12 protein-coding genes are annotated in these 17,496 nt (G+C 69.9%); 6 read left to right on the top strand and 6 right to left on the bottom strand.

The genetic code is table 11. From position 1 onward, the window contains the following. Window positions 1–10 precede the first annotated feature (10 nt). Window positions 11–5,362 carry a DNA repair ATPase gene (locus tag OHT21_RS20695; RefSeq protein ID WP_328769845.1) on the top strand — a complete coding sequence of 1,784 codons (5,352 nt, stop codon included), beginning with the start codon at window positions 11–13 and terminating at the stop codon, window positions 5,360–5,362. Window positions 5,363–5,437: 75 nt separating this feature from the next. Further along, complete coding sequence (locus OHT21_RS20690; protein ID WP_328769844.1) at window positions 5,438–5,563, top strand: hypothetical protein; 126 nt, start codon at window positions 5,438–5,440, stop codon at window positions 5,561–5,563. A gap of 108 nt (window positions 5,564–5,671) precedes the next feature. Here OHT21_RS20690 and OHT21_RS20685 read toward each other — a convergent pair whose 3' ends face one another. From OHT21_RS20685 to nhaA, 4 genes are all read right to left on the bottom strand, one after another. Then, window positions 5,672–6,916, bottom strand: coding sequence for a cation:proton antiporter (locus tag OHT21_RS20685; RefSeq protein ID WP_328769843.1), 1,245 nt, complete (start codon window positions 6,914–6,916; stop codon window positions 5,672–5,674). Window positions 6,917–7,258: 342 nt separating this feature from the next. Beyond that, window positions 7,259–7,528, bottom strand: a complete 270-nt coding sequence (locus OHT21_RS20680) for a hypothetical protein (RefSeq protein WP_328769842.1) — start codon at window positions 7,526–7,528, stop codon at window positions 7,259–7,261. After that, complete coding sequence (locus tag OHT21_RS20675) at window positions 7,525–7,983, bottom strand: CBS domain-containing protein (RefSeq protein WP_328769841.1); 459 nt, start codon at window positions 7,981–7,983, stop codon at window positions 7,525–7,527. Before OHT21_RS20675 ends, OHT21_RS20680 begins: the two co-directional genes overlap by 4 nt. An 11-nt stretch (window positions 7,984–7,994) precedes the next feature. Continuing rightward, window positions 7,995–9,311: a Na+/H+ antiporter NhaA gene (gene nhaA, locus OHT21_RS20670; protein ID WP_328769840.1), complete on the bottom strand. Its 1,317-nt coding sequence runs from the start codon at window positions 9,309–9,311 to the stop codon at window positions 7,995–7,997. A gap of 436 nt (window positions 9,312–9,747) precedes the next feature. On the opposite strand from nhaA, the gene OHT21_RS20665 reads away from it, so the two are divergent. Then, window positions 9,748–11,331, top strand: a complete 1,584-nt coding sequence (locus OHT21_RS20665; protein ID WP_443050648.1) for an alanine/glycine:cation symporter family protein — start codon at window positions 9,748–9,750, stop codon at window positions 11,329–11,331. A gap of 38 nt (window positions 11,332–11,369) precedes the next feature. Here OHT21_RS20665 and OHT21_RS20660 read toward each other — a convergent pair whose 3' ends face one another. Continuing rightward, on the bottom strand, window positions 11,370–13,028 hold the full coding sequence (locus tag OHT21_RS20660; RefSeq protein WP_328769838.1) for a helix-turn-helix domain-containing protein: 1,659 nt from the start codon (window positions 13,026–13,028) through the stop codon (window positions 11,370–11,372). Between the two features lie 455 nt (window positions 13,029–13,483). Here OHT21_RS20660 and OHT21_RS44710 point away from each other — a divergent pair, with 455 nt between their 5' ends. Then, the gene (locus tag OHT21_RS44710) at window positions 13,484–13,636 is read left to right on the top strand and encodes a hypothetical protein (protein ID WP_443050711.1); all 153 of its coding nucleotides are present in this window, start codon (window positions 13,484–13,486) and stop codon (window positions 13,634–13,636) included. Window positions 13,637–14,004: 368 nt separating this feature from the next. On the opposite strand, the gene OHT21_RS20650 is transcribed toward OHT21_RS44710, so the two are convergent. Further along, the gene (locus OHT21_RS20650) at window positions 14,005–15,189 is read right to left on the bottom strand and encodes a PucR family transcriptional regulator (protein WP_328769837.1); all 1,185 of its coding nucleotides are present in this window, start codon (window positions 15,187–15,189) and stop codon (window positions 14,005–14,007) included. Between the two features lie 237 nt (window positions 15,190–15,426). Here OHT21_RS20650 and OHT21_RS20645 point away from each other — a divergent pair, with 237 nt between their 5' ends. Both OHT21_RS20645 and OHT21_RS20640 read left to right on the top strand, forming a co-directional pair. Continuing rightward, the gene (locus OHT21_RS20645) at window positions 15,427–16,689 is read left to right on the top strand and encodes an NfeD family protein (protein WP_328769836.1); all 1,263 of its coding nucleotides are present in this window, start codon (window positions 15,427–15,429) and stop codon (window positions 16,687–16,689) included. Then, window positions 16,686–17,471: a slipin family protein gene (locus OHT21_RS20640; protein WP_328769835.1), complete on the top strand. Its 786-nt coding sequence runs from the start codon at window positions 16,686–16,688 to the stop codon at window positions 17,469–17,471. The genes OHT21_RS20645 and OHT21_RS20640 overlap by 4 nt, the downstream gene beginning before the upstream one ends. The last annotated feature ends 25 nt before the right edge of the window (window positions 17,472–17,496 follow it).

Raw genomic sequence — 17,496 nt, 5'->3', positions numbered from 1 at the left:
AAGCTGGACCATGGCAACCGGCCTGGACACCGGTACGTACGACACGCTCGACACCGGTACGTACGAAGTACTCGACACCGGTACGTACGAAGTGCTGCGCGACCGCCTCGCCGCGCAGGCCACCGAGCTCGCCCGGCGCGCCGAGGCGCTCAACGCCCGCCGCACCGAGGAGTTCGGCTCGACGCGGCTCGAACTCACCGGCACCGAGCGCATCCGCACCGAGCACAACTGCGTGCCGCGCGACATCGTCGCCGTCGGCGACCACCTGCTGTTCGGCTACAACGTGTTCCTCGGCCTCAAGCCGGAGACGACGGTGGCCGACGTCTTCGCGCTGCACGACCACGACCTGAACCGGCTGCCCGAGGACGCCGTCCCGGGTCTCCTCGACGACCCCGCGTTCGTACGGGAGTTCGCGGCCCTCTATCGCTACTACCGTCAGGCCCACCTCCTCCAACTGCGCCGCACCGACGGCAAGTTGCTGGCGGTGTTCCAGACCGGCGAGAAGGCCGACGACATCCGCGTCCTGCGCTGGGCGCTGTCCGACGACGGCCGGGCGACCTTCCTCGACGCACGCGGCGAGCGCGACCATGTCTTCCCGCCCTCCCACGACTTCGAGTGGACCGAGGCAACGCGCGAGGACCACGTCCTCGGCCGCCACCCACATGTGTCCGTCCAGGGCGAGGTCTTCGTCGAGACGGTCGGCGGCACCCTCACCGTCAAGGTCGAGGACAACACCGAGACCGGGGAGGGGATGTACGCCGAACCGGTCGACGAGCCGCTCCAGTCGCTCGCCGACGCGGACATCGCCCACGCGCGCGTGGGCGCCCTGATCCTGCTGCGAATCCGCCCCTACAAGGAGCAGTCCCACCGGTATCTGGTCTTCAACACCCTCACCAAGGCCGTCGTACGCCTCGACGGCATCGGGCAGGCGTGCCGCCGGCTGCCCGAGGACCAGGGCATCGTCTTTCCCGGCGGCTACTGCCTGGCCACCGGGGCGTACAAGACCTTCGACGGCACGGACACGGCCGACCTGGAGTTCGAGCGCATGGTCCGCTCGCCCAACGGCGAGGACGTGCTGTTCGCGTTCCACGCGCGCGTGGAGGGCCGCAGCCTGCTGCTGCCTTACAACATGATCCGCAAGGAGGTCGCCACCCCACTGTCCTGCCACGGCTGGGCCCTGTTCGACGACGGCGCCCTCACGGTGCTGCGGGCCGACAGCGACGAGCCGCAACGCGTGCATCCCATCCAGCGGTGGCGTTCCCCGTATGTCTCCGACACGCACGCCGCCACCGCACCCACCGGCACCGGACCGCTGGCCCGCGTCGGCAACGCCGACCTCGTACGCGGCATCTCCGACTGCCTGTCCGTCACGCGCGCCGTCACCGAGACGACCCCGACGACCGAGGTGTACGCGGCGCTGGCCGCCGCGTGCGTCCGGGCGGCGGACTCGTACCACTGGCTGGGTGACCCCGAACTCGGCGATCTACGCGCCCCGTTGGAGCAGGTGCGGATCACCGCCGAGCAGGTGCTGACCGAATTCGAGACCGTCCAGGCCCTCACCCGGCAGGCCGCCGACGCACTCGGCGAGGCAGCCACACGCATCGCCTCGCTCGTACGGCGACTGCGGGGTGAGGCACCACGGAACGCCGCCGCCTGGGTGAGCGGCCTGACCGAACTGCGCCACGCACAGGGGCACCTGCTCACCCTCAAGGAGATGCGGTACGCGGACACCGCCCGCATCGACGAACTCACCGCCGATGCCGAGGCGGACCTGGCCACCTTCGGGCAGCGTGCCGTCGCCTTCCTGGCCCGCGAGGACGCCTTCACCGGCCACCACCAGGACCTCGAACAACTCGTCACGGACGCCGAGTCGATCACCACCGCCGCCGAGGCCGCACCCGTCACGGCCCGCCTCGACGAACTGACCGACGGGCTGCAGACCGTCACCGAGGTCGTCGCCGGACTCGACATCGGCGACGCCACGGTCCGTACGTCCATCCTGGAGCGCATCGCCGAGGTCCTGGGCGGCGTCAACCGTGCCCGCGCCACGCTCGACGCCCGCCGCCGCGAACTCCTCGACCACGAGGGGCGCGCGGAGTTCGCCGCCGAGTTCGCACTCCTCGGCCAGTCCGCCGCCGGCGCGCTCACCGCCGCCGACAGCGTGGAGTCCTGCGACGAGCAACTCGCCCGCCTGCTCGTCCAGTTGGAGAACCTGGAAGCCCGCTTCGCCGACTTCGACGACTTCCTCGGCGAGCTGGCGGACAAGCGCACCGAGGTCTACGAGGCGTTCTCCGCACGCAAGCAGACCCTCGCCGACGCCCGCGCCCGCCGGGCCGAACAGCTCGCCGCCTCGGCGTCCCGGGTCCTTGAGACCGTGGCACGCCGCGCCGCCACGCTCACCGGCACCGACGCGGTCAGCACGTACTTCGCCTCCGACCCGATGGTCGCCAAGGTCCGGCGTACGGCGGACGAGCTGCGCGAACTGGGCGACCAGGTCCGCGCGGAGGAGCTGGACGGCCGACTGAAGGCCGCCCGTCAGGAGGCGTCCCGCGCCCTGCGCGACCGCACCGACCTGTACGCCGACAACGGCCGCACCCTCCGCCTGGGCCGCCACCGCTTCGCCGTCAACACCCAGCCGCTCGACCTCACGCTGGTCCCGCACGGAGACGGTCTCGCCTTCGCGCTCACCGGCACGGACTACCGCTCACCGGTCACGGACCCGGAGTTCGCGGCCAACCGCCCGTACTGGGACCGGCCCCTGCCCTCCGAGTCCCCCGACGTCTACCGGGCCGAACACCTCGCCGCCCGGCTCCTGGACGAACATGGCCCGGCCGCGCTGGCCGAGACCGACGACCTCGCCGCCCTCGTACGGCAGGCCGCGGAGGCGTCGTACGACGAGGGCTACGAGCGCGGCGTCCACGACCACGACGCGACCGCGATCCTCGCCGCGCTGCTGCGTCTGCACGAGACAGCGGGCCCGCTGCGGCACCGGCCCGCCGCCCGCGCCGCCGCCCAGCTCTTCTGGTCCCACGGCACCACCGACGACGAGCGCGCTGCCTGGACTCGCCGTGCCGTGTCACTGGCCCGCGCCCGCGACACGTTCGGACTCGCCCCGGCGATCACCGACTTCGAGAGGGAGCTGGCGGAGGCGATCGGCTCGTGGGCCGGGACGCGCGCCGCGATGGTGGGGGCGCTGGGTGGCACGGGGGCCACGCGGAGTGGGTCGAGCGCCGGGATGGCAGTGGCCGCCGTGGGGGCGACAGGGAGTCGGCCGAGCGCCGAAATCGGCACGGTGGCCGGTCCTGACACGGTGGGGAGCGCGGCGACCGGACCCGCCACGACCGGCGGGACGACCGCCGGGCGCGCCGCCATGGCGGGTGCATTGGATGCCGCGGGAGCGACGCGGAGTAAGCCGAACGCCGAAATCGGCGCGAAAGCCGGTCCCGCCACGGTGGTCAGCGTGCAGACCGGTTCCGCCACGGTGGGGAGCGCGCAGGCCGGTCCCGCCAGGATGGGGAACGTGCAGACCGGATCCGCCACAGCCGGTGGGACGTCGGCCGGGCACGCCGACCAGGCGCGCGCCGCCGCGTACCTCTTCGAGGAGCTGACGGCCGGACCCGAGGGGTTCGTCATCAGCTCGGCCGCGCGCACACTGCTCGACAAGTTCCGCCGTACGGTGGGCACTTCGGCGTACGACGAGGACCTCGCCGCACTCGACGACCTCGCCGCACGCCGCCAGCTGGTGGAGGCGTGGCTGTCCGCGTACACCTCCGCCACCGGCACGGACCTCGACGCCGGCGACCTCGCCGAGGCCGTGGCCGCCGAACTCTGCCCGGACCTGACGCACTACGAGTCCGACGCGCCGCTGACCGAGACGGTCGAGGGACTTCTGGGCGCCCACCCGCGCATCACCGGCCGTACGCTCACAGTCCGCATCGACGAACTCCTCGCGCGCACCGGCGACTTCCGCACCCGCGACGTGCCCGGCCACCGCGCCTACCAGCGGCAGCGCACGGCTCTGGTCACCGCCGAGCGGTCCCGTATCCGACTGGACGAGTACCGCCCACGCGTCATGACCGCGTTCGTACGCAACCGCCTCATCGACGAGGTCTACCTCCCGCTCATCGGCGACAACCTCGCCAAGCAGCTCGGCACGACCGGCGACGGCAAGCGCACCGACAGCGGCGGCCTGCTGCTGCTCATCTCGCCGCCCGGCTACGGCAAGACGACGCTCATGGAGTACGTCGCCGACCGCCTCGGTCTCGTCCTGGTCAAGGTCAACGGCCCGGCCCTCGGACACGCGGTCACCTCGCTCGACCCGGCCGAAGCTCCGAACGTGACCGCCCGCCAGGAGATCGAGAAGATCAACTTCGCGCTGGAGGCGGGCAACAACACGCTCCTCTACCTGGACGACATCCAGCACACCTCGCCCGAGCTGCTGCAGAAGTTCATCCCGCTGTGCGACGCCACGCGCCGTATCGAGGGCGTACGGGACGGGGAGCCCCGCACCTACGACCTGCGCGGCAAGCGCTTCGCGGTCTGCATGGCAGGCAACCCCTACACCGAGTCGGGCAGCCGCTTCCGCGTCCCGGACATGCTGGCCAACCGTGCCGACGTATGGAACCTCGGCGACGTCCTGACCGGCAAGGAGGACGCCTTCGCGGTCAGCTTCATCGAGAACGCCCTGACCGCGAACGCGATCCTGGCGCCCCTCGCGGGCCGCGACCGCACCGACCTCGACCTGCTGATCCGGCTGGCCGAGGGCGACTCCACGGCCCGCGCCGACCAGCTCACCCACCCGTACGCCCCCGCCGAACTGGAGCAGATCCTCGCGGTCCTGCGCCACCTGCTCACCGCGCGCGAGACGGTCCTCGCGGTGAACGCGGCCTACATCGCTTCAGCCGCCCAGACGGACAGCACGCGCACCGAGCCGCCCTTCCAGCTCCAGGGCTCCTACCGCAACATGAACAAGATCGCCCAGCGCATCCAGCCCGTCATGAACGACGCGGAGCTGGCCGCCGTCCTGGACGACCACTACACGGCCGAGGCCCAGACCCTCACCACCGGAGCCGAGGCGAACCTGCTGAAACTGGCCGAGCTCCGCGACACGCTGACCGCCGAACAGACGGCGCGCTGGGCCGAGTTGAGGGCCGCGTACGTCCGTACCCAGACCCTCGGCGGCCCGGAGGGCGACCCCCTCACCAAGGCTGTCGCCGCCCTGGGCCTGCTGGCCGACCGTGTCGCCGCCGTCGAGTCCGCCATCACGCGCGTCGCCGACCCTCGCCACCTCATGGCCAACCCCGGGGCCCGTCATGCGGTACGCCCGGCCCCTGGGCCGGCTTTGTCACGGACAGAGACATGACCCGTCGGCGTGCCTCCTGTGGCTCGCTTGGAACGGCGCAGCAAGAAGAGTGGCTCAGTAGGCAGTACTCAGCGTGTGGCTGCCGTCGGAGTGGTTCATGACCGTTACTGGGTACGGGAGTTGCGCAGCGCGGTGTTCGCCGGAGCGCTGCTCTTTGGGATGCTGGTGTTGCTCGACTGGGGCTCGTGGGGCTCACCTTGACGCGCGCCGTGCTGTGGGCCGCACTCGCCGTGCTGCTCCTGATCATCTTGTCGCCGCCACGAGTGAGCGCGGAGAACGGTGGACACGAACGGGTAGGGCTCGGCAAGTTCACGCGCCGACTTGGCCGGACTCCTGCTTGGTGAGGGCGGTGTCCGCGTCCTGGCGGGCACCGGGCACACCGACCAGCTCGTCGACGTGGAACAGGCGGGCGATCGGCACGTCGGTGCTGCTGTGCGCGACGATCGAGAAGGCGATGCACACGGCGATGAGCGTGAACGCCTCCTCGCCCCGCGGTATCCCGGCCTGCAGCACCAGCAGCCCGTACACCACGGAGGCGAACCCCTTCGGCCCGAACCAGGCCGCGACCAGCTTCTCCCGCTGGTCGAACCGGGTGCCGACCAGCGACAGCAGCAGCGAGGCCGGCCGGATCAGCACGATGGCCAGGACGACCGCGACGTAACCGCCCACTGACAGGTCCCCGAAGAGCTGCGGGGTGAGCAGCGCGCCGAACACCAGCAGCGCCGCGAACTTCGCCAGCTCGGCCAGTGCCTCACCGAGCGGCTCGAACGCGGTCTTCGCCTCGGGGGAGCGGGCGGTGAGGACCGCTCCGGCGGAGAACGCGGCGAGGTAGGGGTTGGCGTGGGTGAGGTGGCACGTGGCGTACAGGATCACGCCGATGGCCAGCGGCAGCAGCGGTTGCAGCTTGGGCTCGGCGCCCAGCAGCCGGAAGCGTACGAGGCCGATCACGGCCAGCGGCAGTACGACGCCGAAGACCAGCCCGAGGACCAGCTCCAGCGCGATCTTCCCGAGCGACGCCTCGGCGTGCCCGGATGTGGGACCGGCCGCGGCGATGAAGATGAGGACGATCGGCAGGGCGAGCCCGTCGTTGATGCCGCTCTCCACGTTCAGCAACTGCCGTAGTTTCGCCGGGACTTCCTTGCGGCCGACGATCGCCGAGGCGAACACCGGGTCGGTCGGCGCGAGGACGGCGCCGACGAGGAAGGACGTCGTCCAGTCCAGGCCCACCACGAAATGGGTGATCAGCGCCATGCCGACGAACGCCAGCGGCATGCCGAGCCCGAGGGCGCGGACCGGGTTGCGCCAGTTCTCCCGCAGCTTCGGGAAGGAGACGTGCATGCCATCGGTGAACAGCACCGCGAACAGTGCCAAGTCGGCCGTCACGGACACGATCTCGCTGTCCGGCGTGATGTGGATCAGCCCGAGGAACCCGTCGCTGACGAGCGCGCCACCGACCAGGAAGAGCAACGACGTCGACAATACGGTCCGTGCCGCGAGGCCCGACAGCAGCACCGCGACGAGCAGCGCCACCCCGAAAACAACGACGAGCACCATGACCACGACCCCCGATCAGCCAAGAGACTGGAGAGAGTTCTCTCCAGATCGCCGACCAGGCTTCCCGGCACACCGCGAGGAACCCTACACGTCCTTTACGCGGCACTGACAGACTCTTTGCAGGCACTCCGGCCTCCCGGACACTGCCGGATTCCGGCATGGTGCGCAAGTCCCGAGAGCCGCTTCACCGGGTTTCGTTTCCCAGCCCGTCAGAGCACGGGTGCGGCAGCCTACGGGCGTATGCGCGGAGGCGTCTGCCCCACGCATTCATTCCTGAACGGGCACACCGAACTCCTCGCGGAGGCCTCTGCGGTGGCGGTCACAGCGGAGGGTGAGGCGTTGTCAGGACCTGTTCGGCGGCCGGCCCATGAGCAAGGCGACGAGCGCACCGGTCAGCATCGCCCACGCCAATGCCGCCGGTCCGGCCTCTTGCCAGCCCGTCACGGTGATGGCCACGGCCGTCACCACCCCGGCAGCCACGGCGCGGCCGCTCGTCGCCGACGTCCACTGCTCCCGTACGGTGCCTGGCCGGCGTATCTCACCGATCGCGGTCCTGATCACCAGCGCGGCGGCCACGATGACCACCGGCAGTAAAGCCCGGGCGCCGTTCACGAGGCCTCAAGGAAGTGGTGCATGAGGCGGGCGGCGGTGACCGTACCGAGCAGCGTCACCTGGGTGCCGTCACGTTCCACGACGGCGACCAGGGGGCTGTGTGTACTGGCCATCAGTGCCGCGACCTCCATCGGGCGCGCGTCCGGCCCCACCACAGGCGGCGGGTACAGACGGCGCGGCGCCCACTCGGCGACGGTGAGCCCGGTCAGCCGTTCCGCGACCTCGGCATCGGTTCGTTCGTCGACGACATGGGCGAGCAGCGGGTCTTCGATGATGTAGGAGGGGAGGAGCTGCCGGATGAGCTGGGAGCCGGGCACGATGGAGTAGGGCTGTCCATCGGCGTCGAGGACGAGCAGGGCCGGCAGCGACTGCTCCGCCAGCATCCGGGCCGCGCTGATCGCGTCGTCGTCCGTGGTCACGAAGGGGCAGGGCTCAGCAAGGTCCCGTGCGCGCATGACCGTCCTCCTCAGCTGTCGCCCGTGACGCTGCCGCGTCCGGGGTTGGTCTGCTGATAGATGTCGGGGATGCCATCGGCGTCCTCGTCCCGCGTCTCCTCCTCCCACAGACGGCGGTAGATCCCATTGCGGCGCTTGATCAGCAGCGTCGCCACGGCCGCGGCGATCAGCGAGCCCAGCAGCACAGCGGCCTTGATGTACTCGGCATCGGCCGGGTCGGGGAAGGCGAGTTCCCCGATCAGCAGGGCCACGGTGAAGCCGATCCCTGCCAGCACCGCCAGGGCGAACACATCTGCCCAGGCCAGGTCGGGGTTGAGGCGGGCCCGGGTGAAGCGCGCGGCGAGGTAGGTGCCCGCGAAGATTCCCACGGTCTTGCCGACTACCAGGCCCAGCACCACGCCGAGCGGCTCCGGCTGGGTGAACACCTCGGCCAGCGATGAGACGGAGAATCCGACGCCTGCGGCAAAGAGAGCGAAGAGCGGTACCGCCACTCCTGCCGAGACCGGGTGCAGCAGATGTGAGGTCCGCTCGGCGGGTGAGGCGTCCTCGTCCTCGTCACGGGTCGTGCGCAGGAGCAGGCCCATGGCCACCCCGGCGACGGTGGCGTGGACGCCTCCGTTGTACATCAGGGCCCAGATGGTGAGGCCGAGCGGTACGTACCACCACCAGCCGCGCACGCGGTACCGCTGGAGTACGTAGAAGACGACCAGCCCGCCGACGGCTCCGCCGAGGGCGGCGAAGTTCAGGTCACTGGTGAAGAAGATCGCGATGACGAGGATCGCGCCGAGGTCGTCGACGATGGCGAGGGTGAGCAGGAAGGCGCGGAGCGCGGAGGGCAGGTGGGTGCTGATGACGGCGAGGACGGCGAGGGCGAAGGCGATGTCGGTGGCCATGGGCACGGCCCAGCCCTCCAGACTGCCCCCGCCGACGGTGGCGGTGGCAGCGTAGACGGCGGCCGGCACGGCCATGCCGCACAGCGCGGCGACGACCGGCAGTGCGGCCGTGGCCGGAGTACGCAGCGAACCCACGACGAGCTCGCGTTTCAGCTCGATGCCTGCGACCAGGAAGAAGACAGCCAGCAGTCCGTCGGCGGTCCAGTGCTCCACCGACAGGTCGAGGCCGAGTGCGGGGATGCCGAAGTGGAAGTCGCGGATCTCCTCGTAGGTGCCGCTCCACGGGGTGTTCGCCCACACCAGCGCCACCACGGCCGCTGCGAGAAGGACCAGCCCGCCGACGGTTTCCGTCCGTAGGGCCTGGGCCACCGCTGTCCGCTCCGGCCACGGCAGCAGGCCGAGGAAGGTGGAACGCTCACGCGGGGCAGCAGCCATCAGGAAGACCTCCGGGGCATCGGCGTGAGGGCATACGCCCCTTCGACGCCGACCAGACTTCCCGGCACACCCTGCGTACGGCGCCCCTGGGCAGGACACCGACGCGTTCCGGACACCCTAACCGCCTGCCCTTCATCCGACCAGACGCCGTTTCACCTGCCGCAACGCACAACGAGCGGGTCCGTACACATCAAGGCGCGAAGTGGTACGGACCCTCCGCCCAGCCTCGCTGGAGTCCTCCGGCGGGTGGCGGCTGCGTGAGGACGTCGAGGGCAGGCGCGGACGGACCGATTGACGAATGACCTGCCAGATCTTTGGCCGATCGCACCGGGACCCAGCCGGTCGGCGCCCTCTACGGTTCCCGACATGTGAAGCCCCGGTCTGGGGCTGGCAGCTCGGTGTCGCCGGGCTGGAGAAAGGGATCGCAATGGCTCGGATGGAAGAAGTGGCGCCTGCATTCGCGAGCGTCCGGTTCCAGGCCCAGGAAGCGGAACAGGGCCTTCTGGGAACGATAGAGAAGAACATCAACTCGTTCTTCGATCCGGTGGCCACCGGACTCGGCGATTTCGTCTTCGCGGAAGTGACGGTCTTCGGGACCGGCTTCCCATGGATCGTGGCGTGGCTCGTTCTCGCCGGTCTGGTCTTCACCCTCTACTTCGGTTTCATCCAGGTACGCGGACTCAAACTCGCCCTGCAGGTCCTCCGGGGCAGGCACAGCAAGTCCGACGACCCGGGGGAGATCACCCACTTCCAGGCGTTGACCTCGGCCGTGTCCGGAACGGTCGGCCTGGGCAACATCGCCGGCGTGGGCGTGGCGGTCACCATCGGCGGCGCGGGCGCCACCTTCTGGATGGTGCTCTGCGGCCTGCTCGGTATGGCCTCGAAGTTCACCGAGTGCACGCTCGGGGTCCGCTACCGCGACTACCACCCCGACGGCTCCGTGTCCGGCGGCCCCATGCAGTACCTGCGCAAGGGAGTGGCGGAGAGGCTGCCCGGAGCCGCCGGTGCGTACCTGGGCAGGATCCTCGCAGGGCTCGCTGCCATCATGGTTCTGTTCTTCGGCCTCGGTGGCGGCAACATGTTCCAGGCCAACCAGACCGTCAGCCAGATCCGTAACAGCGCCGGAGGCGAAGACGGCCCGTTCGCCGGCGACGGATCGGCGCTGATCATGGGTGTGGTGCTCGCCGTCGTCGTCGGCGCCGTGATCGTCGGCGGAATCAAGTCGATCGGCAGGGTGACCAGCCGCCTGGTCCCCGCCATGGCCATCATCTACGTCGCTGCCTGCCTGATCGTCATCCTGTTCAACATCACAGCGGTGCCGGCGGCGTTCGGCGAGATCTTCTCGGGCGCCTTCACCGGCGAAGGGGTGGTCGGCGGTGTCATCGGTGCGCTGATCGTCGGCTTCACCCGTGCCGCGTTCTCCAACGAGGCGGGTCTGGGGTCGGCACCCATCGCTCACTCCGCCGTGAAGACGAAGTACCCGGCCACCGAGGGACTCGTCGCCCTGTTCGAGCCGTTCATCGACACGGTGGTCATCTGCACGATGACCGCGCTGACCATCGTCATCGCGGACACCGGGTACTGGAACGACTCGAAGGCGGAGTACGCGGCCAACGGTACGGCCGTGGACGGTGTCACGGTCACCTCCGAAGCCTTCGAGACGGTGATCCCCTGGTTCCCGCACGTCCTCACCGTGGCCGTGGTGCTCTTTGCCATCTCCACCATGATCACCTGGGCCTACTACGGCCAGAAGGCGTGGTCCCACCTGTTCGGCAGGAGCAAGGTCAGCGAGCGCATCTTCCAGCTGATCTTCTGCACGTTCATCGTGATGGGTGCGGTGCTGTCCTTCGGCAGCGTGCTCGCGTTCACCGACGCAGTACTCTTCCTGCTCGCACTGATCAACATCATCGGCCTGTATCTGCTCGCCCCCGTCGTCAAGCGGGAGCTGGCACGGTTCCGGCAGTCGCTGCACTCCCGCGGCGACGTCACGGAACCTGCCGCGGCGGACGAGCCCGTATAGCGGGACCGACGAGCGGCGGTGAGCCGCGGGAGACCGGGTCAGGGTCCGTGCACCACGGGCTCCGACCCGGTCTCGAGCAGCAACTGCAGATGGGAGAACAGGCCCTGGTGCGGATCGGCGAGATCGATTCCGCTGATCGCGTTCGCCCGCTTCAGGCGGTAGCGCAGGGTGTTCGTATGGATGTGGAGGGACCGGGCGGCCGCACGCACATTACCCAGTGCACCGAGGTAGGAGAGCACGGCCGGTACGAGGCCGGCGTCGTGCTCCGCGTCGTACGCGACGAGAGCGGTGATCCGCGGGTCCCTCAGACGCGGGTTCTTCTCGAGCAGTGACAGCGTCTCCCTGACCAGGACCTCCGAGCGGACGTCGGCGATGGTGGCCACATTCCGTTCCCCACCCGAGGTCAGAATGTCGAGGACGCAGTCGGCCTCGGCTCTCGACTTGGCGATCGAGTCCAGGCCGCCGACCGCGGAACCGACAGCCGCGCGGACGTCGAGATTCAGGCGCTGGTGGGCCGCCCGCACGATGTCGTCGGCCAGACCGAGCGCGATGCTCTCGGCGCCCTGCTCCGGCAGCCCCGGCAGCAGCATGTAGACGCGGGGGGAGCCGCCCGTGACCAGCGCCCGGCGCCGGTACGCGGCGGCGTGAACGGAGATCAGACTCGTCATCACCGACCTCTGCAGCTCGAACCTCGGACGGTCGGCCCCCGCATGGGCATCCGCGCCGGCCTCGGCATCCGCGCCCGGCCCGGCGCCGGGCAGGCTTCCGGTCAGGGCGAACGCCGTGACCACCGCCGGCTTCCCCAGGTCGACACCGATGTTGTCGGCGAAGGTACGCGGATCGATGTGGCCGTCGAGCATCCGGCTCAGCAGGCTCTGTTCCAGTTGAAGGTCGGCAGGCGTACCCGTACGCCGGCGCACGAGATGCAGCGCTGCCGCCCGGGCAGCGCCGATCAACGCGGTGCCGGCGCTGTCCGCCAGCCTGTGTCTGCCTTCCTGTACCCAGATCGACCCCAGAAGCTGTGAGTCGACACGGATGCCGATCGCCAGCCGCCTTCTGATTCCCCGCTCCGGATGCTCGTCGACGTGCACCACGTCGTCACCGGCGCGCAGCCGTTCGAGAACGCCCCACTGCCGCAGAAGGGCGAGGTACTCGGCAGGGCCCTGCCACCCCAGGATCGACCGCCGGCGCAGCTCGTCCACCTCGTCGTCCGACCGTGAGTAGGCCAGCACCCGGTTGGTGCTGTCCTCGATGCTGACGATCCCACCGGTGAGGGCTGCCACCGTCTCGGCCAGCGCGAACAGCTCCGCCGACTGGCCGGCTTCCGGCACCACGGCCACCCGCGCATCGTCGACAACGCCTCTGGCAACGGAGTCGAGCAGCCCCCAACGGGCCTCAGGGCGCACACCGAGTGCCGCAACACCCGTCTCGGCGGCGACACGCTTGAAGTCGTCGAGATCATCGGTGTGGTCGATCTTGACGGCCACCGCGGCAGCGCCCTGGTGCGCCATGGCGCGTATGAGGCGGAGGGCTCTGCTGCCCCGGGCGCCGATGATCAGTACGAGTGCTCCGGGGCAGGGCTCCGGCTCGTCGTCGGGATCCAGGATCACCACGTTCTCGATCACGACATCGAGTCCCGCGGGGGCGGTGACCAGGCCGATGACCGGCTCGCCGAGTGCCAGCAGGAGCTGCCGCATGCTTGCGCTGCCGGTTCTGCCTGCCTGCTCCACGGTCACCATCCGATTCGGACAAAAAGTGGATCAATAGAACCCTGCAAGGAATCCAGGGTGCTGCGGTGGTCAGGTGTTCGCCCGGATGAGGGCCACCACGGCCGCGACAAGCAGCACCAGTCCGCTTACCGGCCCGGTGCGCAGGCGCGCGCGTGATTGCCTATAACTGCGGCCAGGGCGGAAGTCCGAGGAATCCCAGGAAGGGGGAGCGGTCACGGCTGGCGGCGGCCATCGGGGCTGACCTCCGGGGCGTCGGCGCTTTGGGCACACGGCCCCTGAACGCCGACCAGACTTCCCGGCACACCCCGCGCCTTCTTGACGCGTTCTTTGCACTGTAGCGGGCAGGGCCCGATCGGCACAGACCGCTTTCGCCGCAGACCGTACTGGTGGACGCCCGGCCCATGAGGGTCCGGGAAAGTCGAGTGAGGACGGGGATCGTCGCGATCACCGTGATCGCCTCATCCACCGCCTCGATCGGCTTCGGCCTCGACTCGGTCATCGAGGTCTCATCCGCGGTGGCCGTCCTTCGCCAACAGCCTCCCAGTGAGGCAGGCCGACGCTGTCCCGCGCCGTGACGCCGCAGCATGCCGAGGGCAAGGTTCCGCCTACGGCAAAAACACGACACTTGACCGCGCCAACCACCTGGGGCTGCTGCCCAGCAGATCGACCCGTCCGACGGCACGTATCTCGGCAACTGTCCGCAGGCCATCAGCCACATCGGTCTCATCTCCAGCGCGGTCGCCGTCGTCCGCACCACCCGGGGGGTACGCCCGGACCTCTCCACGGCGGCCTGGTTCGCCTGACTCATCGAGCAGCGGAAATGTCACCGAGCCGTCTGCCTTTTGACAGCTACCGCGCATGCTCGGCGTTGAGGGCGGCGATCACGCCGCGTGGGTCACCGACGGTCGCGTAGTCCACTGTGATGAGGTCGGGCCGTTCAAGGTCAGTCGGCGGGCTGGATGGGTTGCGACGGCCAGTCCAGCAGGCGTGCGCCGAGTGCGGCGGTCTGCAGGATGTAACGCTGGTCGGGGTCGGTGGGGTCATGGCCGGTGAGCTGCCGGATACGACTGAGCCGGTAGGCGACCGTCCGCACGCTCATCTCCAGGCGGCGGGCGGTGGCGGTGTTCAGGCAGCCGCTGGCGAAGTAGGCGGTGAGGGTGTTCAGGAGCGGTTGCGGACCGCCGCGTGCTTGTTCCAGCCCGCCGAGGACGGTGGCCACCAGGTCGGTGATGGCTGCGCGGTCCCGGCCGAGGACTTGGAAGACCAGGACGTCCGCGGCGTGGACGAGCGGGGCGGACAGACCGAGCTGGGCGGCGAGATCGAGGGTGCTGCGCGCTTCCTGGTAGGAGCGGACGATGCCACCGGGGCCCCGCCGGGGCCGGCTGATGGCGAGCTGGTGCTGGTCGCCGACCGCGTCGCCCACGGCGGCGGCGAAGGCTTCGGGAACGTCCGGTCCTGTGCCGCGGGACACACACACCAGAAGACCGTCCTTGGTGGTGGTCAGGACCTCGCGCGCGGCGAACCGGGTGGTCAGCGCCTCCTCGACGTAGTGAGTGGCGGGATCGCCCGCGCCGAAGGCGCTCGCCGCCCGCGCGACGGCGACGGTGTGCGGCCCGAGCAGCCGGAACTCGAATCGTTCGGCGCGTTCGGCCAGCCGACCGAGGTCGGTGCGCCCCTCCAGGAGGTCGTCGACGAACTCCCGCCGTGTCGCCTCCTCCCCCCGGATGGCTGCCCGGTGGGCCGTCTCGTATCCCTCGGTCAGCGCAACCGTCGCATCGGCGACCGCCCGAAGGAGGGCGGACACCACGGCTGTCACGCCCTCGTGGTCCTCCGCCCGGCGGGTGTCGGGCAGGTCCCCCCACACCCGGCAGGCGGAGTCGAGGTACTCGGAGACCAGAGCCGTGAGGGCGGTGCCGCGGCCCGCCGCGGCAGCAGCCACCTCCCGCAACCCCTCAAGTTCGTGCTCACCCAGCCGCTCCCTACTGGTGGAGATGCCGACGAGCCGCTTCAGGTAGGGGTCCAGAGCACTGGCAGCCGGGGGGCCGCTACCTACAGGAGCTGCGACGCCCGGCACCGTGGCATCGGCTTCGCTGCCGGCGGCGTTCTGGCCGTTCTTTCGCCTCGGCATGGGGCCATTCTGCCGTGGGTCGGCAAAAAACGGCTGTGCGAGACGGCCTTACTTGGGCACCGTGAGCAAGCATCCGGCCGGGGGGCGAGGGTAATCCGTGAGTAAAACTCCCAGCTGAGAACCGTGTGAGGAACAAGGGGATACCGTGCCGTGCCCCGAAGCCAGCCCCTGACTCCCGTCCGGAGATGCGTCCAGGTCCTCTTGGCCGCGTTCGCCTGCCTCCTCACCGCGCCTGCCGTGAGCGTGGCGCAGGCGCCGAGTGTGCTGGTCACACGGGTCGACGGCACCATCACTCCCGTTGTCGCCGATCATCTGAAGGAGGGGCTTCACCTCGCCGAGAGTGAGCAGCACGCGGCCTATGTGATCGAGGTGGACACCCCTGGCGGGCTGCTGCAGTCCACCCGGGAGATCGTGCAGGACTTTCTCGCGTCGGACGTCCCGGTCGTCGTGTACGTGACCCCGTCCGGTGCTCGCGCGGCGTCGGCCGGCGCGTACATCGCGCTGTCCGCGCACGTCGCGGCCATGGCGCCCGGCACCCACATCGGGGCCGGCACACCCGTGACCGGTCAGGGCGAGGAGGCGAGCGACAAGGTCGTCAACGACGCCGTCGCATTCGCCGTGTCGATCGCCGAGCAACGGGGCAGGAACACGGACTTCGCCCGGGACATGGTGCGCGACGGCGCGGCCGTCTCCGACCGGGAGGCTGTACGCAGCGACGTGGTCGATCTCGTGACGCCGTCACGCGAGGGCCTGCTCACCGAGTTGGACGGCCGCCGGGTCGTCGTGGGTCCGGAGGGTGGCGAGCACGAGGTCGTTCTGCACACCGCGGGTGCCCGGACGGTGGAGCACGATCTCGGCTTCTTCGGTGAGGTGCGGCAGCTGCTGGCCAGCCCGGAGCTGGCGTTCCTCTTCCTCTCGATCGGGACTCTGGCCGTGATCTACGAGCTGGCGAGCCCCGGGATGGGATTCGCCGGTGCGATCGGGGTCGTCCTGCTCGTGCTCGGATTCGTCGCCCTGAGCGTGCTGCCCTTCCACGTCGGTGGCCTGCTCCTGCTGATCCTTGCCGCCGCCCTGTTCGCCGCAGAAGTGCTCACGCCCGGAGTCGGTGTCTTCGCCGCTGGCGGGACGGTGGCCCTGGTGTTCGCCGGGATCCTGCTCTTCCGCGGTGAGCTGGGCGTTGACCCGGCCGTGCTGTGGCCGACCGCCGTGGTCGTCGGCGGCGGCTCCCTGCTCGCCGGACGGCTGGCCTGGCGGGCCCGGCGGGCCCCGGCGACCACCGGACACGAAGGTCTGCTGGGCCGCGAGGCCGTCGTGCGCCGGATCGACGGCGACACCGGCCAGGTACTGCTCGAAGGCGCGTGGTGGACCGTCCGCGGCCGAGCCGCGCCCGTCACCGCCGGGCAACACGTCCGCGTCGTGGCCATCGACGGTCTCGACCTGATCGTCGACAGCGCCGAGATCCGCGACGGCCCGCACATCGGACAGGAGGACGGATCATGAACTCAGGACTGGTCGGCATCATCATCGGCGCGGTCGTGCTGCTCATGCTGCTGATGGCCGCCGTGAAGATCGTGCCCGAGTACGAGCGCGGGGTGATCTTCCGTCTCGGACGGATCATCGGCGCCAAAGGGCCGGGGCTGTTCGTCATCATTCCCGTTGTCGACCGCATGGTCCGCGTCTCCCTGCGGACCGTGACGATGGACATCCCGCCGCAGGACGTGATCACCAAGGACAACGTCACGGTACGGGTCAACGCCGTGACGTACTTCAACGTCGTCGACCCCAACCGCTCGGTCGTGGCGATCGAGGACCATATCAAGGGCACCTCGCAGATCGCCCAGACGACACTGCGCAGCATCCTCGGGCAGATCGATCTCGACGAACTGCTGATCAACCGGGACGAGATCAACCAGCGGCTGCAGCGCATCATCGACGACGTCACCAACCCGTGGGGCGTCAAGGTGACCCTCGTCGAGGTCAAGGACGTCGAACTGCCCGAAGCAATGCGGCGCGCCATGGCGCGCCAGGCCGAGTCCGAACGCGACCGGCGGGCCAAGGTCATCCACGCCAAGGGCGAGTACGAGGCGGCCGAGACGCTGGCGGACGCCGCGGACCGTCTCGAAGGCCATCCCGCGGCCCTTCACCTGCGGATCCTGTCCACGATGGCCGAGATCTCCGCCGAGCGGAACTCCACTCTCATCTTCCCGCTGCCGATGGAGATCTTCCGTCTCGTCGACATGCTTCGACAGCCCCAAAACGCCGTCGGTGGGGAGAAGACGTAGCGCACTCGCATCCGCCCTGCGCGCT

The sequence above is a fragment of the Streptomyces sp. NBC_00286 genome, assembly GCF_036173125.1.
Classification (GTDB): domain Bacteria; phylum Actinomycetota; class Actinomycetes; order Streptomycetales; family Streptomycetaceae; genus Streptomyces.
The sequence above is the reverse complement of the archived record's forward strand: the minus strand, read 5'-3'. Positions and strand labels throughout refer to the sequence as shown.

What these genes read in the sequence shown, in the direction of transcription:
- OHT21_RS20640 (WP_328769835.1), top strand. Translation starts at nt 16,686, where the DNA reads ATGAACTCAGGACTGGTCGGCATCATCATCGGCGCGGTCGTGCTGCTC.
- OHT21_RS20675 (WP_328769841.1), bottom strand. Translation starts at nt 7,983, where the DNA reads ATGCGCGCACGGGACCTTGCTGAGCCCTGCCCCTTCGTGACCACGGAC.
- OHT21_RS20695 (WP_328769845.1), top strand. Translation starts at nt 11, where the DNA reads ATGGCAACCGGCCTGGACACCGGTACGTACGACACGCTCGACACCGGT.
- OHT21_RS20660 (WP_328769838.1), bottom strand. Translation starts at nt 13,028, where the DNA reads ATGCGGCAGCTCCTGCTGGCACTCGGCGAGCCGGTCATCGGCCTGGTC.
- OHT21_RS20650 (WP_328769837.1), bottom strand. Translation starts at nt 15,189, where the DNA reads ATGCCGAGGCGAAAGAACGGCCAGAACGCCGCCGGCAGCGAAGCCGAT.
- nhaA (WP_328769840.1), bottom strand. Translation starts at nt 9,311, where the DNA reads ATGGCTGCTGCCCCGCGTGAGCGTTCCACCTTCCTCGGCCTGCTGCCG.
- OHT21_RS20685 (WP_328769843.1), bottom strand. Translation starts at nt 6,916, where the DNA reads ATGGTGCTCGTCGTTGTTTTCGGGGTGGCGCTGCTCGTCGCGGTGCTG.
- OHT21_RS20665 (WP_443050648.1), top strand. Translation starts at nt 9,748, where the DNA reads ATGGAAGAAGTGGCGCCTGCATTCGCGAGCGTCCGGTTCCAGGCCCAG.